This window comes from Bradyrhizobium sp. SZCCT0231, assembly GCF_018130245.1.
GTDB classification, from domain to species: domain Bacteria; phylum Pseudomonadota; class Alphaproteobacteria; order Rhizobiales; family Xanthobacteraceae; genus Bradyrhizobium; species Bradyrhizobium japonicum_F.
Window position 1 is genome coordinate 161855 of record NZ_JAFCKP010000015.1, and the last position, 20576, is coordinate 182430.

Here is a 20576-nt window from a genome sequence, read left to right on the forward strand (position 1 = left end):
GATCGCCTGAGATGGCCCGCTACGTCGTCAACCGCCTGGCGCAGGCGATCATGCTGCTGGTGATCGTCTCGGGGATCGGCTTTGCCATCCTGCATCTGGCGCCCGGCGGTCCGCTGTCTCAGTTCGCGGCGTCCGCACAGATGACGCAGGAGGATCTCGACCGCGTCACCAGGCAGCTCGGGCTCGATCGACCGCTGCCGATCCAGTATCTCGACTGGTTCGGCCGGATGCTCAAAGGCGACTGGGGCCGCTCCTATCGCGACGGCGAGGCGGTGCTGTCGGTGATCTCATCGCATCTCGGCGCCACGCTGGAGCTGATGGCGACGGCGACGATCATCGCGGTGCTGCTCGGCTGCTGGATCGGCATCCTTGGCGCGCTGCGCCGCTATTCGCTGTTCGATACGCTCGCCACTGTCGGCGCCATGATCGCGCTGTCGATCCCGACCTTCTGGTTCGGCCTCGTCACCATCTACCTCTTCTCGGTGAAGCTCGGCTGGCTGCCGGCCGGCAACCGGCAGACGGTCGGCGACGGCTCCTTCCTCGACCTGCTGCATCACCTGATCGCGCCGGCAATGGTGCTGGCGCTGGTCGAGACCGCGATGTGGGGCCGCTTCATGCGCTCCTCGATGCTCGAGGTGATCAACCAGGATTACATCCGCACCGCGCGCGCCAAGGGCATGCCGGAATGGCGCATCCTCACCGTGCACGCGCTGCGCAATGCGCTGCTGCCGATGATCACGGTGGCCGGCCTGCAGTTTCCGACCCTGCTCGGCGGCGCGCTGGTCGCCGAGACCGTGTTCACCTGGCCCGGCATGGGGCGGCTGTTCCTGGATTCGATTGGCTATCGCGACTATCCCGTGGTGATGGGCATCCTGATGTTCTCGGCGACGATGGTGCTGATCGGCTCGCTGCTCGCCGATATCTTCTATGCCGTCGTCGATCCGCGCATTCGGGTGGGCTAAGCGATGGCGACCGCAGCCCTCTCCACCGTCCAACTCGCCCCCGGGCAAGCCGCATGGCGGCGCTTCCGCCGCCACCGGCTGGCGCTCGCGGGCGCCGTGATCATCCTGGTTCTCGTGCTCGGCTCGGCCTTCGGTCCCTATCTGCTGCCGTTCGACGACACCTATATCGACATCATGAAGCGGTTCGCGCCACCGCTGTCGGGCGCGCATATCCTCGGCACCGATGAGCTCGGCCGCGACGTGCTGGCGCGGCTGATGATGGGCGGCCGCGTCTCGCTCTCGATCGGCATCGTCGCGATGGTGATCGCGATGGCGGTCGGAATTGCCGTCGGCGCCTTCGCCGGCTTCTATGGCGGCGTGGTCGGCGCAGTCCTGATGCGGCTCGTCGATGCCGTGCTGTGCTTTCCGACCATCTTCCTCCTGCTCGCGCTCGCGGCGCTCACCGAGCCGGGCCTCGTCACCACCACCATGCTGATCGCGGCGACCGCGTGGATGGCAGTTGCCCGCGTCGTCGAGGCCCAGGTGCGGTCGTTGCGCGAGCGTGAGTTCGCGGTGGCCGCGCTCGCCTTCGGCTCGTCCAACCTGCGGATCATGTTCCGCGAGCTCGTGCCCAATGCGATCGCGCCGATCGTGGTCGCGGCGACGCTGAATGTCGCCAAGGCGATCCTGCTCGAATCCTATGTCAGCTACCTCGGCTACGGCATCCAGCCGCCGGCGGCGAGCTGGGGCAACATGCTCAACAACGCGCAGATCTATCTCACCAGCGCGCCCTGGCTCGCGATCGCGCCGGGCGTTGCCATCACGCTCGCGGTGACCAGCTTCAACTTTCTCGGTGACGGGCTGCGCGACGCGCTCGATCCGCGAATGAGCATCCCGTGACGAGCAAGACCCGATCGAACTGAACTCCAGGAGTGCCCCATGTCCCCGCCGCTCAACCGTATCAACAGCGACGAGCGCTTGCCGCAGCAGGTGGATGCCGTCGTCATCGGCGGCGGCGTTATCGGCGTGTCCGCGGCCTATCATCTGGCGAAAAAGGGGCACTCCGTCGCGCTGGTCGAGAAGGGCCATGTCGGCGGCGAGCAGTCGAGCCGCAATTGGGGCTGGTGCCGCCAGCAGGGACGCGCCCGCGAGGAAATCCCGCTCGCCCGCGAGGCGCTGCTTCTGTGGGAGGACATGCAGAATGACGCCGGCGTCGATGCCGGCTTCCGCCGTACCGGCGTCTTGTTCCTGACCAAGAGCAAGGACGAGCTCGCAAGCTGGGAGCGCTGGGCCGCGGTGGCGCGCGAGCAGCAGGTGCACTCCACCGTGCTGACGCCGGCCGAGGTCGCCGAGCGCATGCCCGGCAATGCCGACACATGGGTCGGCGGCCTGCACACACCGAGCGACGGCCGCGCCGAGCCGTCGATGGCCGTGCCCGCGCTCGCCACCGCCGCACGAAAGCACGGCGTCACCATCCATCAGGGCTGCGCCGCGCGCGGGCTGGAGACGACCGGCGGGAGGGTCAGCGCCGTCGTCACCGAGAAGGGCACTATCCGCACGCAATCCGTTCTGCTGGCGGGCGGCGCGTGGTCGTCGCTGTTCTGCCGCCGCCACGGCATCGAGCTGCCGATCGGCCTCGTCAACGCCACCGCCTGCCGCACCACGCCGGGACCGGAGATCACCTCCGGCGCGCTCGGCACCGATTTCTATTGCATCCGTCGCCGCCTCGACGGCGGTTTTACACTCGCGCTGCGCAACCGCGGCACGGTGGAGCTGTCGCCCGACCTGTTCCGCTACGCGCGCACGTTCTGGCCGACCTATCTGCACCGCCGTAACGGATTGAAGATGTCGTTTGGCAAGTCGTTCTTCGACCAGATCATGCGCGGCACGAATTGGAGCTTCGACAATCCGTCGCCGTTCGAGGCCGAGCGCGTGCGTGATCCCGCGCCCGACATGTCGCTGGTCAATTCGGCGCTGGCGGCGCTGATCAAGTCCAATCCCGAGCTGAAGGACATCGAGATCGCGGAAGCCTGGGGCGGCACGATCGACTGCACGCCCGATACGATCCCCGTGATCTCATCGGTCGATGCCTTGCCCGGCTTCTTCCTCGCCACCGGTTTCTCCGGCCATGGCTTCGGTATCGGCCCCGCGGCCGGCAAGCTCGCCGCCGACATCGTGACCGGCTCAACGCCGCTGGTCGATCCCGCCGCTTACAGCCACAAGCGCATGATCGACGGCCGGCGGCTCGCGCCGGTCAGCCCGTTCTGAGGGCGGCATGACGGTTCTCTACAAGGCCAACATGGTGCGCGGCGCCGAGTGGGCGCGCCTCTTCGCGGAGCGCGCGCCCAACATGCCGTTCCGGCTCTGGCCCGACATCGGCAATCCCACAGAAATCCGCCATCTGGTGGCATGGGTGCCGCCGGACGACATCGCGACGACCTTTCCCAATCTCGAACTGGTCTTCTCGGTTGGCGCGGGCGTCGATCAGTTCGACACCACGAAAGTTCCAGCGCACATTCCGCTGGTCCGCATGCTGGAGCCCGGCATCGCCGAGACCATGGTCGAATACGTCACCATGGCCGTGCTCGGCCTGCATCGCGATCTCCTCGATTTCATCAGCCAGCAGAAGCAGCAGGTTTGGCGCGAGATCCGGATCACGCCGGCCAAGCGCCGGCGCGTCGGCGTGATGGGGCTCGGCCAGCTCGGCCAGGCCGTGCTCGAACGCCTCAAGGCGTTCGGCTTTGCGTTATCGGGGTGGAATCGTTCGCCGCGCGAGATCGAAGGCGTCACCTGTTACGCGGGCGTTGACGCATTGCCGGACTTTCTGGCGCAGGCCGACATTCTCGTCTGCCTGCTGCCGCTGACGGATCAGACGCGCGGCATTCTCAATGCCGACCTGTTCGCGCGCCTGCCGCGCGGGGCAGGGCTCGTCAATGTCGGGCGCGGCCCGCATCTCGTCGAGGCCGATTTCCTCGCGGCCCTCGACAGCGGCGCACTGTCCGGCGCGGTGCTCGACGTCGCCGATCCCGAGCCGCTGCCTGCAGGACATCCGTTCTGGAGCCATCCGCGCATCCTGCTGACGCCGCACAATGCCAGCATGACCACGCCCGATACGGCGGTCGATTTCGTGCTCGACGTCATCGCCCGTCACCGCCGCGGCGAGGAGCTGCCGGGACGCGTCGATCGCAGGCGTGGTTATTAGGGCAATCGCATGAGCATGGACGCGAGCAGAGCTGACGAGGTGATCGCGCAAGCACAGTCCCCCGTGCTGTCGGTCTCCGGCCTCACCACCTCCTTCATGCTCGAGCGGCGATGGATACCCGTGGTCCGCAACGTGTCGTTCGACATCGCGCCCCGGGAAACCGTGGCGATCGTCGGCGAGTCCGGCTCGGGCAAGAGCGTCACCGCGCTCTCGATCATGCGTCTTGTTCCGAAGGAGATCGGCCGCGTCGAGGGCCGCGTCATGCTGGCCGGCCGCGATCTGCTCGCGCTGCCCGAAGCGAGCATGAAAGACATCCGCGGCAATGACGTCGCCATGATCTTCCAGGAACCGATGACGAGCCTCAATCCGGTGCTCACCATCGGTTTCCAGATCGCGGAGGCGCTGATCCAGCATCGCGGCCTGTCGCGCGCGGCGGCGGAGGCCGAAACCATCCGCCTGCTCGATCGCGTCCGCATCCCCGCGGCGAGATCCCGCTTCCACGAGCATCCGCATCGCTTCTCCGGCGGCATGCGCCAGCGCGTCATGATCGCGATGGCGCTGGCCTGCAAGCCGAAGCTGTTGATCGCGGACGAGCCGACCACCGCGCTCGACGTCACCATCCAGGCCCAGATCCTCGAGCTCTTGAAGGAGCTTCAGCAGGAGGAGGGGATGTCGATCCTTTTCATCACCCACGACATGGGCGTGGTCGCCGAGATCGCGGATCGCACCGTGGTGATGTATGGCGGACAGGCGGTGGAGCTTGATGCAACGTCGCGCATCTTCGCGACGCCCTCGCATCCCTATACGCGCGCGCTGCTCGCGGCCGTGCCGCGTCTCGGCTCAATGGACGGACGCGCGCGTCCGATGCGCTTTCCGATCGTCGACAGGGTGACGGGGACTTCGGACGAGCCGATGGAAACGCCCGATACCGTTTCGACGGCTGAGCGGCCGCTGCTGGAAGTCTCGGGCCTCACCACGCGTTTCCCGATCCGCTCGGGCCTGTTCGGCAAGGTTTCGGGCCGCGTCCATGCGGTCGAGAACGTCTCCTTCACCTTGCGCGCCGGCGAGACGCTGGCCCTGGTCGGCGAATCCGGCTGCGGCAAGTCGACGACGGGCCGCTCCATCCTGAAATTGACGGAGCCGGACAGCGGCACGGTTCTGATCGAAGGTCAGGACGTGCTGGCGATGAACGGCCGAGCTTTACGCGATGTCCGCAAGCACATGCAAATCGTGTTTCAGGATCCGTTCGCGAGCCTCAATCCGCGCATGTCGGTGGGAGCTGCGATTGCAGCGCCACTGCTCGCCAATGGACTTGCCTCTGCGGCGCAGGCGCGCGACAGGGTCGCCGACCTTCTCGTCCGCGTCGGCCTCTCCGCCGACATGGCGGCGCGCTTCCCGCACGAATTCTCCGGCGGCCAACGCCAGCGCATCTGCATCGCCCGCGCGCTCGCGCTGGGGCCGAAGCTGATCGTCGCGGACGAGGCGGTCTCCGCGCTCGACGTCTCGGTGAAGGCGCAGGTCGTCAACTTGATGCTCGACCTTCAGGCCAGCATGGGCCTCGCCTATCTCTTCATCTCCCACGACATCGCCGTGGTCGAGCGCATGAGCCACCGCGTCGCCGTGATGTATCTCGGCGAGATCGTCGAAATCGGTCCGCGCGCTTCGGTGTTCGGCAACCCGCAGCATCCCTATACGAAAAAGCTGATGGCCGCGGTGCCGGTGCCAGACCCGTCGCGTCGCGGCACCAGGCGCGAGGCCTCCAACGACGAGATCAGAAGCCCGGTGCGCGCGCCGGATTATCAGCCGCCGGTGCGGCAATATCGCGAAGTTTCGCCCGGCCACGTCGTACAGGCCTGGGGCGAGGAGTGGTCGGCATGACACTGCGAGCTTCACGAAGCCAAGCGCGGATCTTTGATCTCGGCGCGACGCGGGCAGCTTGCTGACCAACCGCGCGTTGCAGATCCAGCGTGTTCGCGTCCGGTTATCGCGACGATGCAGACGCGTGCTCCGGAAATCGTGACCGAATGGAGCGACAGTGTGTGAACCGCTTCATACTCGATCGCTCTCTTTCTGAATTACCACTCCCGCAAGAAATTGCCGCACCCGCACCATTTGCCAGACTCGGGTGAGATGCAATGCCTGCGCAGCCGCATGCTCGCAGCTTTGGATTGGCTCAGCCTCGCTCACGAGCAAGCCAATCCCATCACTCAGCAAAGATCCTTCAGAAATCGGAATGAAAGGGCATCGCGCAACTCACGCAGCTTCTGTTCGGGGTCGGCCGGTAGGCTGCTACTAGCTCAGAAGGAGCTTCCTATGAAGATAAGCAGCGCAATTTCCAGCGCCTTCTCTTTAACGAGGCGCGTCAGCAATCTTCGGATCGCCCGTTCCAGTCTGATCAAATCGGCCCATCTTCTTGAAAGAATCGGACTGGCAGCCGTTGGGGCCTCTGGCGGCCTCTATGTTGGCGCGACCGTGTTACGTCAGAAAGCCGGACTGTTTGAAAGCGGCTGGATCGTCCTGATAACGATGCTCTACGGAGCTCTTGGCTATTATGTCGGAATTGATTTGTCCGGCAAGGCACAGAGGCCGACATCGAGCATCTCGGAAGAATGGAACGGTTCCGAGCCGGTCGAGATCATGAGTGCGGCCGGAACGTTCGGCGCGGCAATCGCCGCAACTCTCTCCGTCAGCATCCTTGTCCTTGACCAAAACCTGCCCAACGGCTTGATAGGTTTTGTTGCCGGCTGTTGGGCGGTTGGTTCTTCGCTCCAAGTTGCGGCGGGCACGATGGCTCGCAGCTATGAAGCGCCGATCGGCGAGCAATGAAAGAACTGCGGTCGCGGAAAACATCCGCTTGGCACCATGCGTGAGCACGAGCCGCAGTGTTGGTTCGGCTCTGGTTTGAAACGACGACTCATCGCAACCTCTGCCGTCCAACGCTGCGCGCCAATGATGTTTGGTAGCAAAGCCGTTCGCATCGAGCAGCGTCACTGCTTGAAAGCGGTATCGGTATCGAGAAACCTAAGCCATCGCGCAACAAACAAGACGTGCCATCATGGTGGCGTTGGTATATTGTCCCCGCGTGCCGTGGTCCAAAATTCTGCTAACCGCCAACCACACGATCGGTGGAGCCAATGCAGATTGCGGAGTGGCTCGAGAAGCTGGGGCTTGGGCAATACGCAGAGCGTTTTGCCCAGAATGGGATCGACGTAGGCATCCTTCCCGAACTGATGGACGAGGACTTCGATAAGCTCGGAGTCCTGCTCGGCCATCGCCGCAAGATGCTGCGTGCTATCGCCGACCTCGATCCAGCCGCGTTGATCGCATCGCCCGTTCCTCCTCAGGACGCCGAGCGGCGTCACCTCACCGTCATGTTTTGCGATCTGGTCGGCTCGACTGCGCTCTCGGCGCGTCTCGATCCCGAGGATATGTGGGAAGTGATCCGGGCCTACCGCGCTGCCTGCGCGAGCGCCGTTGCTGCTTACGATGGCAGGATAGCCAGATTCGTCGGTGACGGAATACTCGTCTATTTCGGCTATCCACGCGCCCACGAAGATGATGCGGAGCGCGCGGTGCGCGCGGGCCTCGACATGATCTCCGCGATACGCCAGCTCAAAACAGGCGCTGGCGAACGAGCTGAACTGCGGATCGCAATTGCGACCGGACTTGTGGTGGTCGGCGACCTCATCAGCGGAGATGCGTCGGAGGAGCACGCAACCATCGGCGATACACCAAACCTCGCCGCCCGGCTCCAGAGCCTGGCGGAGCCGGGGGTGGTCGTCGTTGCCTCGTCCACGCGCAGGCTGCTTGGCGATCTCTTCTGCCTTCGCAATCTCGGCCGCCGGGAGGTCAAGGGATTAGCAGAACCCATCGCAGTCTGGGCGGTGGAAGGAGCGACCGCATCCGAGAGTCGCTTCGAGGCAGTCCGTGCCGCGCGCTCGATCGGCTTTGTCGGCCGCAAGAACGAGATCGAATTCATCCTTTCGCGGCAGCGGGAGGCATGGCAGGGCCGGGGCCAGATCGTATTGATTTCCGGCGAAGCGGGCATCGGCAAGTCGCGTCTTGTGGCAACGCTGTCCGAAAGCCCCTCGTTGGGGGCGCACCGTCGCGTGCGATATCAGTGTTCGCCTTACCACACCAACAGTGCGCTTCATCCCTTTGTCGCGCAGCTCGAGCGTGCCGCCGGAATTCGCTCGCACGACACGCCGGAACAAAAGCTCGACAAGCTCGAGGCGATGCTGGCAATAGGAACCCAGCAGGTCGCCCGGGCAACACCGCTCATTGCGGCTCTGCTTTCGATTCCGACCGGCGACCATTGCCCGCCCCTCGGCTTGAGCCCGGCGCAGCAGCGGCGGCAGACATTTGCCGCCCTTCTCGATCAGCTCGAGGGATTGGCGCGAGACCAGCCGTTGCTGATCATCTGCGAGGATATGCATTGGGCCGATGCCACGACACTTGAACTGTTCGATCTCGCGGTCGATCGGATCAGGGGACTGCCGATACTCGTGCTCTTGACGTCCCGGCCGGAGTTCGAGCCCTCCTGGTCGGGCCTTGCCAACGTCAGTCTGTTGCGGCTCGACCGGCTCGATCGGCAGGACACGCGCGCGCTGGTCGAGCAGGTGGCGGTTGGCCGCCGGCTGCCGCGCGAGATGATGGAGCAAATCATCGGCAAGACCGATGGCATCCCGCTATTCGTCGAGGAACTGACCAAGATGGTGCTGGAGTCCGGGCTGCTCGTCGAAGATGCCGGGCGCTACCGCCTGAATAGTCCGCTCCCGCCGCTTGCCATTCCCGCGACGCTGCAGGATTCGCTGATGGCGCGGCTCGACCGGCTCGCTCCGGTCAAGGAGGTGGCGCAGATAGGCGCCGCCATTGGCCGCGACTTCTCGTACGCGCTGCTGAAGACCGTGGCGGGACGCGACGATCTGACGTTGAGCGCTGCGCTCGGTCAACTTGAAGAGGCCGAACTGCTGTTGCGTCGTGGGACTCCGCCCGAAGCAAATTATAGTTTCAAGCACGCCCTTGTTCAGGAGGCGGCCTACGAGAGTCTGCTCAAGAGCAAACGGCAGGTGCTTCACACACGAATTGGCGATGTCCTGCGCGAGAAGTTTCCAGCGGTCGCCGAGACCGAGCCGGAAGTTCTGGCGCACCATTTCACTGAGGCGGGGCTGAGCGAGATCGCCCTCGAATGGTGGCGCAAGGCGGGCCAGCAGGCGTTGAAACGCTCGGCCTATTCCGAGGCGATCGCGCATCTCGGCAAGGCCATTGCGACCGCCGATCAGTTGCCTGCCGATCCCCGCCGGATGATGAGCAGGCTGCATCTTCAAATCGCATATGGCCGTGCCCTGCGGGGCAGCCTCGGCCACAGCGCTCCAGAAACGGTCGCGGCATGGACGCGCGCGCGCCAATTCGCGACCGGTATCGATGATCCCGTTGAACTTGCGCCGGTCCATTCGGGCCTCTTCAATGCCTGCCTGACGCATGGCGAACTTGCTCCGATGCGGGAGCTGGCGGATGCCATCAGGAGCGCCGCTGACCGACGGCCAGACTCGCCGGTTGCCGCCGTCGTTGCCCATTGGACTGGCGGCGTTACCTGCTGGTTCGGAGGCGACTATTTGAACGCGCGAACGCATCTTGAGCGGGCTCTGGCGATCTATCGGGCCGAACCGGATCCCGCGACCTTCAGGGCTTCGGCGCTGGATCTTCCGTTCGTGATCATGCGATTTCTCGCCCTGGTGCTCTGGCCGCTCGGCACCGTCGCTCGCGCGCGCGGGCTCGCCGCCGACGCGGTGAGTGCTTCAGGGGAAAAGCGGGCGCTTTCCCAGGCCAATGCGCTTGTTCATCGCGCCGTGTTCGACGGACTGTGCGGCGGCATGTTGCAGCAGACAGAGACGATCCTGGCGCTCGGTCTCGCGCGCGACCATACGATGCCGCTGTACGTGGCCGCCGGCACCTACCTGAATGGCCTCGCCAAGTGGCGCGCCGGCGACCGAATGGCCGGCCTGGCGGACATGCGTCACGGCTGGACCTTGCTGCATGAGAACGATTGCTACCTCTGCGAACCGTTTTGGGGAATGCATGTCGCCATGGCGGACGCAGAGGTGGGCCAGGTCGAAACCGGGCTGGAAATCTTGAGCGAATTGATCGCCTGGACGGGACAATCCGGTCAGAGTTGGCTCGATGCCGAGCTGCACCGCGTCCACGGCGAGCTTTTGCTGCGGCACGACCCTCCAGACGATCCCGGTGCCGAGAATGCTCTCGAGCGAGCGCTGGAAATCGCACGAGGCCAGCAGACGAAGACTTTCGAGCTGCGCAGCGCCCTTGGACTTGCGCGCCTGCACAAGCGGCGTGGTCGAACGGGCGCGGCATCCGAAGTGCTCGCTCCCGTGCTCGCCGAATTCGAGGCGGAGCGAAATCTTGCCGAAGTCGAGGAGGCGAAAGAGCTGCTCAGGCAAGAGCATTGACGACGTGCCGCGTCCCTGGCGGGACGGCCTTGCGATTCAGGGGATGTCGGTCACGAATTCACGTGCACGAAATCCCGCAGCAACGGATAGATCTCGTTGTTCCAGCGCTTGCCGGAGAACACGCCGTAATGGCCGACGCCGGCCTGCATGTGGTGGACGCGCCGATAGGCGCGCACGCCGGTGCAGAGGTCTTGCGCCGCGAGCGTCTGGCCGATCGAGCAGATGTCGTCCTTCTCGCCCTCGACCGTCATCAGGCCCATGCGGCTGACGGCTTTGGTGTTCACGGGACGGCCGCGATGCATCAGCCTGCCTTGCGGCAAGAGATGCTCCTGGAACACGTCGCGCACGGTCTCGATGTAGAACTCGGCCGGCAGGTCCATCACGGCGAAATATTCGTCGTAGAACGTCTTGATGGTCGCGGCCTTCTCCTTCTCGCCCTTGGCGATGTGGTTGGCGAGGTCGAGATGCTGCTTGATGTGGCGCTCGAGATTCATCGAGACGAAGGCGGTGAGCTGCACGAAGCCGGGATAGACCTTGCGCAAGGCGCCACGGCACTGCATCGGCACGTAATTGATCAAATTGCGCTCGAACCACTCGATCGGCTTGCTCTTGGCGAAGTCGTTGACCCTGGTCGGCTGAATCCGCGTGTCGATCGGTCCCGCCATCAGCGTCAGCGTCGCCGGGCGCGAAGGATGGTTGTCCTCGCACATGATCGCCGCGGCCGCGAGCGCCGACACCGAGGGCTGGCAGATCGCGACCATGTGCGGGCGCGGACCCAATTGTCCGAGGAAATCGATCAGGTGCTCGGTGTAGTCGTCGAGCCCGAAGCGGCCTTCGCTGCGCGGGATGTCGCGCGGATTGTGCCAGTCGGTGATGTAGACGTCGTGGTCCTGCAGCAGCGTCTTCACGGTGCCGCGCAGCAGCGTGGCGAAGTGTCCGGACATCGGCGCCACCAGCAGCATGCGCGGCTGCTCGCCCACGCCGTCCTTGCGAAAATGCAGCAGCGAGCCGAATGGCGTCGCATAGGCGATCTCCTCGGTGACGGCGATTTCGCGGTTGCCCACCATGACGCTGTCGATGCCATAGGCGGGACGGTCATAGGTGAGGGTGGAGCGCGAGATCAGCTCCAGCGCGGCCGACAGCCGGCCGACGACCTGATCGGACGTGCCCTGAGGCACCAGATTGAGGAATTTGAGCGCGGACGAAGCCCCCGCGCGCCATGGCGCCGTCAGGTCCATATGGTTCTGAAAGGCCTGATAATACATCGACATCATACTGAAATGCCCACCTGTCTCCTGTCGTGATGCAATATCGAAGCCAGACGGGAGCCGGACAGCCCGGAAAATTGGCACGTCGCTTGCTGCTCTCTGGGCGGGAAGCACAGGTCACGGGCCCGCACGCCCGGCGGTGCGTTGCCCAGGCGTGAGGGAAGGGCTCCATGGCGAAGGCGACACTAACCATCAGCAGCAAGAACTACTCGTCCTGGTCGCTGCGCGGATGGCTGCTGACGAAGTTCTCCGGGCTCGACTTCGAGGAGATCGTCACCGCGCCCGACGATCCGTCGGCGCGCGCCGAAATCCTGCTGCTGTCATCGTCGATCCTGGTGCCGTGCCTACGGCACGAGGGCGCCGTGGTCTGGGATACGCTGGCGATTGCCGAATATCTCAACGAGGCGATGCCGGACGCCGGCCTGTTGCCGGCCGACCGCATCCAGCGCGCCCATTGCCGCTCGATCTCAGGCGAAATCCATTCCGGCTTCACCACGCTGCGCGCCTCGCTGCCGGTCAACCTGAAGGGGCACTTTCCCGGCTTCAAGATCTGGTCGCGGGCGCAGGCCGACATCGACCGCGTCTGGTTCATCTGGCGCGACTGTCTGGAGAAATCGGGCGGCCCGTTCCTGTTCGGCGCGCAGCGCACCATGGCGGATGCGATGTACGCCCCGGTGGTGACGCGCTTTGTGACCTACGACGTCAAGCTCGCGCCGCCGCTGAAGGCCTATGCCGACACCATCATGGCCATGCCCGAGATGCAGGAATGGATCGCGGCGGCGAAGGAGGAGCCGGCCGAGATCGAGGAGCTCGAGGTCGAATATTAGGCAGATGTTGCACGGCGCTGCCTGTTTCGGCGGCGAGGATCCTCCCGCGGCGGCCTCTCAGCTATGCCTTTGTCACGATTAACCTTTGGCGCCGGTGCCAGACCCGGCCCATCCGGCGCGCTGCCGAGATATTGTACACGCCCGTGGAGCCGCGTCGACATCTAGCCGTGAACAGATGCGTACACGGCGTTTCGGCTGATTCGGACGTGATTCGTTCGGGCCGCGTTCCGAAGGTTAAAGCGGAGCGCAGCCCCGTCGCATTTTGAAACAGAGACCGCCCTCAGGCGGCCCCGCGCTGTTTCACGCGCGGCAGGCGCCAGCCGATCACGGTTGCTTCGACCGCAATGCCGGCCTCGTGGTTCTGCCAGCGTCCCTCGACGTAGCGGCAGGCGAACGGCAGTTGATATGTTCCGCTGTGATCCTCGCATAGCACTTCGAGTGGCAGGCCCGGCGGTGGTTCTCCGGCGCCATCGAATTCCGCCAAACGTCTATCGCGCGTTGCCATTCCAAAAGTCTCCCCTAATCAAAGCCGCGGGAAGAGCGCCCACTTCTTCCGCGTGCGGTTCATTGCTCCCCGTCTCCCAGGGAACGAGCCCAAGCTCAACGCGAGAATGCGGTGCGAGTGTGGTAGCCTCACGCTGCAGCGCGCAAACAGCGCACATTGCTGTGATCGATTCGACGAGGAACTTTCATGCTGCTTCGAAACGCCGGCGTTTGTTTCGCTATGTTGCTGCTCGCCACGCAGGCAGCCCTGCCGGTGCGCGCGCAGGACGTGCCCGGCATCGAGATCTGCACCGTCGAGAAGACCATGGAGCGCCGCACCAGCTGCCTCCAGAGCAATGTCGACTTCCTGCAGAAGACGATCACCAAGCTCACCCTCGATCATCAGCAGAAGCTGGATGCCGCCAATCGCCAGATCGACGCGTTGAAGACAGGCATCGCCGGCTTGCAAAAGACGCTCGGCGACCTTCAGGCCGCCCAGGTGAAGACGGCCGAGGATCTGAAGAAGAAGCAGGACGCGCCGCCGCCCAAGGACGCGGCGAAATAAGCACCGTTCACGCGACGCGATATCGCTCCATCACGCCACGATCAGGCTCATGGCCGAGCCCGGGGCCCGAGGGCACCGCGACATGGCCGGTGGCATCGACATCGGCGCGGCCGCCCCAGAGGCAGGCCTCGCGCTTCAAATGGAACATCTCGACCAGCCCGTCGTCGCGCGTTGCGAGCAGATGCAGCGTCGCCAGCAGGCCCGGGCCAAAGTAAGGGGAGTGCGGCACGATCTTGACGCCGAGCCGATCGGCCAAGCCTGCGACCTTCAGGAATTCCGTGATGCCGCCGACCTTGATGACCGACGGCTGGGCGTGGCTGACCGCGCCCGCCTCCATCATCTGGCGGAATTGATATTCGGTGCAGGCATTCTCGCCGGCGGCAATGCCGAGCCCGCCTTTGCCGCGCACCTCGGCAAGCGTCGCAAAGTCTTCCGGCGGCCAGACCGGCTCCTCCAGAAACATCGGCTGTGCGTCGCGGCACGCTTTCGCAAACGCGATCGCCTGCTCGCCGGTCAACGGGCAGTTCATGTCGACCATCAGTGGAATGTTGGGCCCGATCGCCTCGCGCGCGGCGAACACCGCGTGCGTCGTGGTCTCGTGCAGCTTGATCGCGCCATAGCCGAGCGCGAGTGCCTTCCTGCATTCGGCGGCGATGTTATCGGGCGAGCCGATCCGGAGCAGGCTCGCGTAAGCCGGAATGGCCGTGCGCCTGATCCCGCCCAGCAGGCGGTGCAGCGGCACGCCCTCGACCTTTGCGGCGAGGTCCCACAACGCGATATCGAGGCCGGAGATCGCGAACATGGTGATGCCGTAGCGGCCGAACAGATGCAGGTTGCGCTGGATCTGCTCCATCACCGCGGCAATGCCGGCGGCATCGGGCACCTTCAGCCCGCGGGCCTGCGGCGCGATCATCTCCTCGACGGCGCTGCGGGTGGTGCGCGGGCAGACATAGGCGAAGGCATCGCCCCAGCCGGTCAGCCCGGCATCGGTCGTGACCTCGACGAGGACCATGTCGAGGGCCGTGATGGCGGAAGCGCCCTGGCGGAAGCTGGCGACACCGGCGTCATAGGGGATGCGGATGTGGTGCGCCCGCACATCGGTGATTTCCATGACCCGGTTCCTCTTTCTCGTGAGCGGTTTGGACGAGTGTAGCCACGAACGCCGGGGCGTTGCCAGTGGCCATTGCCGGACTATGCTCATGCGACGCACGGCAATGCCGATCAAGCAGAGTGCTGCCGACCGGCGCATCATCGCCGCGCTTCGAACGAGGGCCTGAACCGCCATGAACCCAGCCCAGCGCGCGCTCTGGTATATCGAGAGCCATCTGGCCGAGCCGATGACGCTCGACGAGATTGCGGCGGTCGCCGGCGTGTCGCGGTTCCACATCGTGCGTGCGTTTGCCGCAGCAGTCGGTCTTCCGGTGATGCGTTACGTGCGCGCGCGGCGGCTGACGGAGGCCGCGCGCAGTCTGGCCAAGGGCGCCCCCGACATCCTGTCACTGGCGCTGGAGGCGGATTACGGCTCGCACGAAGCCTTCACCCGCGCGTTCCGCGACCATTTCGGCACCACGCCCGAAGCGGTGCGGGCGGCAACGTGCGTCAACCAGCTTAGGCTACAGGAGCCGATCCTCATGGATTCCACGATGCTCGACACTCTCGCCCCGCCGCGTTTCGAGACCGCAACGGCCTTCCTCGTCGCCGGTCCCGCCGAGCGCATCTCCTGCGACAACGGCGCCATGATCCCCGGTCTTTGGCAACGCTTCCATCAGGAGGTCGCCGACATCCCGGCCCGCGTCGGCCAAGGAAAAAATCAAGTCGCCTACGGCGTCTGCTGCAACGGCGATGATGCCGGCAATCTCGACTACATCGCCGGCGTCGAGGTCGCCGATTTCTCCGACCTGCCGCGCCGCTTCGGCCGCATCCGCATTCCCGAGCAGCGCTATGCGGTGTTCACCCACAAGGACCACGTCGCCTCGATCCGCCGCACGGTGAACACGATCTGGAATCAGTGGTTGCCGGCGTCGGGTTTGAAAGCCGCGGACGCGCCGAACTTCGAGCGCTATGACGAGAAATTCGACCCCGCGACCGGCCATGGCGGCTTCGAAATCTGGATACCGGTGCGGGAATAGCATGATCCGGACCCGAAGGGCCGCGTTCGCGCAAAGTGCGAAGCGGTTTTCCGAAAAGATCATGCTCAAACAATAACGCAAGGCGCGATGACCCTCATCGCGCTTTGCAGCGCAACGCTGGCATACCGTCCCGCTTGCTTGGCAAGCCCCGGCGACTTTGCCATAACCGCAGGCAAATCTTGCCTGCGGAGCCCGTGCCGGACATCCCGTGCAAGCCATAACAAGCAGCCGGGAGGGTCTCCAATGTCCACTGCCACGCCCAACGTCCGCGTTCTCGCCACCGACCTCGAATTTCCCGAAGGGCCGGTCGCGATGCCTGATGGTTCGGTGGTGCTGGTGGAGATCCGGGGCCAGCGCCTGACCCGCGTCCACCCTGATGGCCGCAAGGAGATCGTTGCCAGGATTCCGGGCGGCCCGAATGGCGCCGCGCTCGGGCCGGACGGCAAGATCTACATCTGCAACAATGGCGGCTTCTCCTGGATCCCGACCCGCAACATGATCATGCCGGGCCCACAGCCGGACGATTATCTCGGCGGATCGATCCAGCGCGTCGACCTGCAATCCGGCAAGGTCGAAACCGTCGTCACCAAATGCGGCGCCCACGATCTGCGCGGGCCGAACGACCTCGTGTTCGACAGGCAGGGCGGCCTCTGGTTCTCCGATCTCGGCAAGCGCCGCGCGCGCGAGATGGACGTCGGCGGCATGTACTATCTCAAGCCCGGCATGACCGAGCTCGTGGAGGTCGTGCACGGCGTGCTGCCGGCCAACGGCATCGGGCTGTCGCCGGACGAGAGCACCGTCTACATCGCGGAGACGCCGACGGGCCGGCTCTGGGCTTACGAGCTCTCCGCGCCCGGCACGCTGAAGCCGCGCGATCCGATCTATCGCGGCGAGCGCGGCAAGCCGATCTGCGGCCTCGGCGGCTACCAGATGTTCGACTCGCTTGCGGTGGAAGCGAACGGCAACGTCTGCGTTGCCACCCTCGTCTCCGGCTGCATCTCGGTGATCGCGCCCGACGGCACCCTGGTCGAGCAGGTCCCGACCGGCGACCGCGTCACCACCAACATCGCCTTCGGCGGCCCCGGGCTGAAGACCGCCTACATCACGCTGTCGGGCAAGGGCGAGCTGATCGCCATGGACTGGCCGCGCGGCGGTTTGCCGTTGAACTTTCTGAACAAGTGAGAATGTGTTGAGCCGGCATTCTGAACGTGCTGTACAAATTCTCCGGTCATTCCGGGATGCGTGCGCAAGCACGCAGGCCCGGAATCCATAACCCCAGCTCGTGGTTATGGATTCCGGGCTCGCCGCTTCGCGTCGCCCCGGAATGACGATCAGTCGTTTTCTTGGAGACAACTTCAATGCCCTGGCCCGATCCCGTCACCCTGCGCGGACAGCACGCCCGTCTGGAGCCGCTGTCGCATGATCATCGCGAGGGGCTGGTCGAGGCCGTCAAGGACGGCGAGCTGTCGAAACTCTGGTACACCGCGATCCCGCTGCCGGAGAACATGGGCAAGGAGATCGACCGCCGCCTGGCCTTGCAGGCCGCCGGCTCGATGCTGCCCTTCACCGTGTTCGACGCCGGTGGCCGGATCGTCGGAATGACCACCTACATGAACATCGATGCCGCCAACCGCCGCGTCGAGATCGGCTCGACCTGGTATGGCAAGAGCGCGCAGCGCGGCCCGCTCAACACCCAGTGCAAGCTGCTGCTGCTGCGCCATGCCTTCGAGACCCTGAGCTGCATCGCCGTCGAGTTCCGCACGCACTTCTTCAACCACCAGAGCCGCCGCGCCATCGAGCGCCTGGGCGCCAAGCAGGACGGCATTTTGCGCAGCCACCAGATCGCGCCGAACGGCACGCTGCGCGATACCGTCGTTTACAGCATCACCGCCGCCGAATGGCCGACGGTGCAGGCGCATCTGGAATTCCAACTCAACGACAAGCCGCGCTAGGGGCGGCCGAGGGACCATGGATAGATTTGATTATGTGATCGTCGGCGCGGGCTCCGCCGGTTGCGTGCTCGCCAGCCGGCTCAGCGAAGATCCTGATATCAGCGTCTGCGTGCTCGAGGCGGGCCCGAGCGACTGGCACCCCTACATTCATCTGCCGGCGGGGTTCATCAAGACCTTCCACATGAAGAGCATCAACTGGGCCTACCAGCAGGAGCCCGGACCTTACACCGGCGGCCGCAGCATCTACGCGCCGCGCGGCAAGACGCTCGGCGGCTCGTCCTCGATCAACGGCCACATCTACAACCGCGGCCAGCGCATGGACTTCGACACCTGGGCGCAGATGGGCAATCGCGGCTGGGGCTATGCCGACGTGCTGCCGTATTTCCGGCGGCTGGAGAAGCGGGTCGGCGAAGGCGAGGACACCTATCGCGGCCGCGACGGCAACCTCATCGTCACCACCATGGACTGGCGCGATCCGCTCTGCGAGGCCTTCATGGAAGGCGCGGTCTCGCTCGGCATTCCCCGCAATCCCGATTACAACGGCAAGACCCAGGAAGGCGTCTCCTACTGCCAGCGCACCATCAACAACGGCCTGCGCGTCTCCGGCTCGACCGCGTTCCTCAAGCCCGCGATGAAGCGGCCGAACGTGCATGTGCACACGCATGCGCATGCGACCGAGATCATCTTCGAGGGCAAGCGCGCCGTTGGCGTTCGCTACACCAAGGGCGGCCGCGGCGGCCAGCCTGTCGAAATACGCGCCAACAAGGAAGTGATCCTCTCCGGCGGCACCTATAATTCGCCGCAACTCCTTCAGCTCTCCGGCGTCGGCTCGCCGGACCTGTTGCAGCAGCACGGCATCGCGGTGCGCCATGCGCTGCCGGTCGGCGAGGGCCTGCAGGACCATTACGCCCCGCGCACGGTGGCGCGGGTCAAGGACATCAAGACCATCAACGAGCTCCGCCGCGGCCTCTCGCTGTGGATCGAGGCGCTGAAATGGGCGACCGCGCGCCGCGGCCTGCTCTCGCTGTCGCCGACCATGGTCTATTGCTTCTGGCACTCCGGCGAGAGCGCCGAGAGCTCCGACCTCCAGCTCACCTTCACCCCCGCAAGCTACAAGGAAGGCGTGCAGGGCCAGCTCGAGGACGAGCCCGGCATGACCGTGGCCTCCTGGCAGCAGCGGCCGGAGAGCCGCGGCTATGTCCGCATCCGCTCCAACGATCCGTTCGCGCCGCCGATCATCCAGACCAACTATCTCGATGCCGAGCTCGACCGCCGCGTCATCGTCGGCGGCATGAAGCTCGCGCGGAGGCTTTTGAAGTCCGCTCCGCTGTCGCCCTATTACGCCTACGAGGATTTCCCCGGCCCCAACGTCAACACCGACGACGAGTTTTTGCACGCCGCCACCGAGCGCGGCACCACCACCTTCCACCCCGGCTGCACCTGCCGCATGGGCCCGGCGGACTCGACCTGGGCGGTGGTCGACGACCAGCTCCGCGTCCACGGCCTCGAAGGCCTCCGCGTCATCGATGCCTCCGTCATGCCCCGCATGATCTCGGCGAATTTGAATGCCTCGACGATGATGATCGCCGACCGCGCCTCGGACCTCATCCGCGGCAAGCAGCCGATGGAAGCCGCGCGTATTCCGGACGCGGCGGTGGCGTAGTCTGCGTAGGGTGGGTTAGCGCAGCGTAACCCACCGCTTCTGCCGATGCGGAAACGAAAGAGGTGGGTTACGCTGACGCTAACCCACCCTACGAGCTTCACTGATGGACAAACGGCAAATGCCCCAAACTGGTCGTGAGCGGCAGTCCGTTGGCCAGATTGCCATCTCCGGCCTCGTCTTTGTCTGCACGGCCATTCCGGTTGGCCTGCTGTTGCGCGTGGGTTGGCGCGATTGGACCCTCTTTGCCGGTCTTTGGGCGGTAATGTACTTCATGGGCGGAATCGGCTGGTTTCCTCGGGGCACACCAGTTCAAAAGGCCTTTTCTTATGGCCTGCTCGTCGGCACGGTGCTTCCGGCTCTGGAGTGGGCGGCGACGCTTCACGGCCCGTGACCCGTCGGGCAAAACACCCCGCCTCGCCGTCAATCCCTCTGCGCAAAAATATTCCACTTTACCGAAATTCGGAATTGCGGCATAAATCGTGGCAGCCCGGCCCGACGAAGAGGGGCGGTTCGCGAGTCGTTCGAAACGCGGGTCGGGTTGCGGTGGACGCGGCAGCGTCGTGTGCGAAAGCTAAGGGCAGGGCGGATTGCTCTCCGTGAGCCCGAGGCTTCGTGCGGACGAACGGCGCTGAATGCGTACGGCAAAACCGTGTGGTCCTGGCCGTCGTTGCTACGGTCAAGCTCTTGCAGATGCGGCAGTCGCGTCAACCGGCGCGGTGCCGGTGAATTCCGCGGGGTGAGGGAGGCCAGAAGGAATTCGGCTCCCGGGAGAGCGCGGCATAAGCCGTCCGACCACTGCGCAGGGAAGGCCGAGTGATTGGCTACACCTGTATGCTGCTGTGCGGTTCTCTGCGTGTGCTTTTCGCGCAGCGGACCGCGGGTGCGGCCGGCACCCGGTCTTCCCCATAGGCGTTAAGTTTATTCTTGAGTGTTGGAATCACACGTGATTCCAAGGGGCATGGCAGACGAATCGCTTCTGAACGAGGACTGGACGAGAGTGGTTGCGCAGCTGGGTGGAGCTGAGCAGCTTGAGACGAGTGCGCGCCAGACGAAGGCTTTCGTGCGGCGGCGCCAAATTCCAG

Annotated in this window: 17 protein-coding genes; 14 read left to right on the forward strand and 3 right to left on the reverse strand. The window is 65.0% G+C overall.

Features of this window, described 5'->3' with window-relative positions:
• The first annotated feature begins 11 nt into the window (after positions 1-11).
• The 7 genes from JQ566_RS27425 to JQ566_RS27455 all read left to right on the forward strand — a co-directional run bounded on the left by JQ566_RS27425 (position 12) and on the right by JQ566_RS27455 (position 10607).
• Positions 12-962 (forward strand): ABC transporter permease, encoded by a 951-nt coding sequence (locus tag JQ566_RS27425; RefSeq protein ID WP_212378193.1) that lies wholly within the window; start codon positions 12-14, stop codon positions 960-962.
• A gap of 3 nt (positions 963-965) precedes the next feature.
• Complete coding sequence (locus JQ566_RS27430) at positions 966-1841, forward strand: ABC transporter permease (protein ID WP_212378195.1); 876 nt, start codon at positions 966-968, stop codon at positions 1839-1841.
• A 39-nt stretch (positions 1842-1880) separates the two neighbouring features.
• The gene (locus JQ566_RS27435; protein WP_212378197.1) at positions 1881-3209 is read left to right on the forward strand and encodes an NAD(P)/FAD-dependent oxidoreductase; all 1329 of its coding nucleotides are present in this window, start codon (positions 1881-1883) and stop codon (positions 3207-3209) included.
• Between the two features lie 7 nt (positions 3210-3216).
• A complete protein-coding gene (locus JQ566_RS27440; RefSeq protein ID WP_212378199.1) occupies positions 3217-4143 on the forward strand; it encodes a 2-hydroxyacid dehydrogenase in 927 nt (308 codons plus the stop codon).
• A 9-nt stretch (positions 4144-4152) separates the two neighbouring features.
• A complete protein-coding gene (locus tag JQ566_RS27445) occupies positions 4153-6021 on the forward strand; it encodes an ABC transporter ATP-binding protein (protein WP_212378201.1) in 1869 nt (622 codons plus the stop codon).
• A gap of 435 nt (positions 6022-6456) precedes the next feature.
• Positions 6457-6969, forward strand: coding sequence for a hypothetical protein (locus JQ566_RS27450; RefSeq protein ID WP_212378203.1), 513 nt, complete (start codon positions 6457-6459; stop codon positions 6967-6969).
• Positions 6970-7277: 308 nt separating this feature from the next.
• The gene (locus tag JQ566_RS27455) at positions 7278-10607 is read left to right on the forward strand and encodes an AAA family ATPase (protein WP_212378204.1); all 3330 of its coding nucleotides are present in this window, start codon (positions 7278-7280) and stop codon (positions 10605-10607) included.
• A 50-nt stretch (positions 10608-10657) separates the two neighbouring features.
• Here the strand turns inward: JQ566_RS27455 and JQ566_RS27460 are convergent, their stop codons facing one another.
• Positions 10658-11881: a polyhydroxyalkanoate depolymerase gene (locus tag JQ566_RS27460; protein ID WP_212378206.1), complete on the reverse strand. Its 1224-nt coding sequence runs from the start codon at positions 11879-11881 to the stop codon at positions 10658-10660.
• Between the two features lie 164 nt (positions 11882-12045).
• Here JQ566_RS27460 and JQ566_RS27465 point away from each other — a divergent pair, with 164 nt between their 5' ends.
• Positions 12046-12702, forward strand: a complete 657-nt coding sequence (locus JQ566_RS27465) for a glutathione S-transferase family protein (protein ID WP_212378208.1) — start codon at positions 12046-12048, stop codon at positions 12700-12702.
• 280 nt (positions 12703-12982) lie between these two features.
• Here the strand turns inward: JQ566_RS27465 and JQ566_RS27470 are convergent, their stop codons facing one another.
• Positions 12983-13207, reverse strand: coding sequence for a hypothetical protein (locus JQ566_RS27470; protein ID WP_024339451.1), 225 nt, complete (start codon positions 13205-13207; stop codon positions 12983-12985).
• A 186-nt stretch (positions 13208-13393) separates the two neighbouring features.
• Here JQ566_RS27470 and JQ566_RS27475 point away from each other — a divergent pair, with 186 nt between their 5' ends.
• On the forward strand, positions 13394-13750 hold the full coding sequence (locus tag JQ566_RS27475; protein WP_212378210.1) for a hypothetical protein: 357 nt from the start codon (positions 13394-13396) through the stop codon (positions 13748-13750).
• A gap of 7 nt (positions 13751-13757) precedes the next feature.
• Here the strand turns inward: JQ566_RS27475 and JQ566_RS27480 are convergent, their stop codons facing one another.
• The gene (locus tag JQ566_RS27480) at positions 13758-14861 is read right to left on the reverse strand and encodes a mandelate racemase/muconate lactonizing enzyme family protein (RefSeq protein ID WP_212378212.1); all 1104 of its coding nucleotides are present in this window, start codon (positions 14859-14861) and stop codon (positions 13758-13760) included.
• 172 nt (positions 14862-15033) lie between these two features.
• Here JQ566_RS27480 and JQ566_RS27485 point away from each other — a divergent pair, with 172 nt between their 5' ends.
• The 5 genes from JQ566_RS27485 to JQ566_RS27505 all read left to right on the forward strand — a co-directional run bounded on the left by JQ566_RS27485 (position 15034) and on the right by JQ566_RS27505 (position 19885).
• Positions 15034-15879 carry an AraC family transcriptional regulator gene (locus JQ566_RS27485; protein ID WP_212378214.1) on the forward strand — a complete coding sequence of 282 codons (846 nt, stop codon included), beginning with the start codon at positions 15034-15036 and terminating at the stop codon, positions 15877-15879.
• Between the two features lie 243 nt (positions 15880-16122).
• Positions 16123-17061: an SMP-30/gluconolactonase/LRE family protein gene (locus JQ566_RS27490; protein ID WP_212378216.1), complete on the forward strand. Its 939-nt coding sequence runs from the start codon at positions 16123-16125 to the stop codon at positions 17059-17061.
• A 176-nt stretch (positions 17062-17237) separates the two neighbouring features.
• Entirely contained in the window at positions 17238-17831 is a 594-nt protein-coding gene (locus tag JQ566_RS27495; protein ID WP_212378218.1) for a GNAT family N-acetyltransferase, read from the forward strand.
• A 16-nt stretch (positions 17832-17847) separates the two neighbouring features.
• Complete coding sequence (locus JQ566_RS27500) at positions 17848-19494, forward strand: GMC family oxidoreductase (protein WP_212378220.1); 1647 nt, start codon at positions 17848-17850, stop codon at positions 19492-19494.
• Positions 19495-19597: 103 nt separating this feature from the next.
• Positions 19598-19885, forward strand: coding sequence for a hypothetical protein (locus JQ566_RS27505; RefSeq protein ID WP_212378222.1), 288 nt, complete (start codon positions 19598-19600; stop codon positions 19883-19885).
• The last annotated feature ends 691 nt before the right edge of the window (positions 19886-20576 follow it).

Coding starts and splice junctions, on each gene's coding strand:
- JQ566_RS27425 (WP_212378193.1), top strand. CDS start 12: ATGGCCCGCTACGTCGTCAACCGCCTGGCGCAGGCGATCATGCTGCTG.
- JQ566_RS27430 (WP_212378195.1), top strand. CDS start 966: ATGGCGACCGCAGCCCTCTCCACCGTCCAACTCGCCCCCGGGCAAGCC.
- JQ566_RS27435 (WP_212378197.1), top strand. CDS start 1,881: ATGTCCCCGCCGCTCAACCGTATCAACAGCGACGAGCGCTTGCCGCAG.
- JQ566_RS27440 (WP_212378199.1), top strand. CDS start 3,217: ATGACGGTTCTCTACAAGGCCAACATGGTGCGCGGCGCCGAGTGGGCG.
- JQ566_RS27445 (WP_212378201.1), top strand. CDS start 4,153: ATGAGCATGGACGCGAGCAGAGCTGACGAGGTGATCGCGCAAGCACAG.
- JQ566_RS27450 (WP_212378203.1), top strand. CDS start 6,457: ATGAAGATAAGCAGCGCAATTTCCAGCGCCTTCTCTTTAACGAGGCGC.
- JQ566_RS27455 (WP_212378204.1), top strand. CDS start 7,278: ATGCAGATTGCGGAGTGGCTCGAGAAGCTGGGGCTTGGGCAATACGCA.
- JQ566_RS27460 (WP_212378206.1), bottom strand. CDS start 11,881: ATGATGTCGATGTATTATCAGGCCTTTCAGAACCATATGGACCTGACG.
- JQ566_RS27465 (WP_212378208.1), top strand. CDS start 12,046: ATGGCGAAGGCGACACTAACCATCAGCAGCAAGAACTACTCGTCCTGG.
- JQ566_RS27470 (WP_024339451.1), bottom strand. CDS start 13,207: ATGGCAACGCGCGATAGACGTTTGGCGGAATTCGATGGCGCCGGAGAA.
- JQ566_RS27475 (WP_212378210.1), top strand. CDS start 13,394: ATGCTGCTTCGAAACGCCGGCGTTTGTTTCGCTATGTTGCTGCTCGCC.
- JQ566_RS27480 (WP_212378212.1), bottom strand. CDS start 14,861: ATGGAAATCACCGATGTGCGGGCGCACCACATCCGCATCCCCTATGAC.
- JQ566_RS27485 (WP_212378214.1), top strand. CDS start 15,034: ATGAACCCAGCCCAGCGCGCGCTCTGGTATATCGAGAGCCATCTGGCC.
- JQ566_RS27490 (WP_212378216.1), top strand. CDS start 16,123: ATGTCCACTGCCACGCCCAACGTCCGCGTTCTCGCCACCGACCTCGAA.
- JQ566_RS27495 (WP_212378218.1), top strand. CDS start 17,238: ATGCCCTGGCCCGATCCCGTCACCCTGCGCGGACAGCACGCCCGTCTG.
- JQ566_RS27500 (WP_212378220.1), top strand. CDS start 17,848: ATGGATAGATTTGATTATGTGATCGTCGGCGCGGGCTCCGCCGGTTGC.
- JQ566_RS27505 (WP_212378222.1), top strand. CDS start 19,598: ATGGACAAACGGCAAATGCCCCAAACTGGTCGTGAGCGGCAGTCCGTT.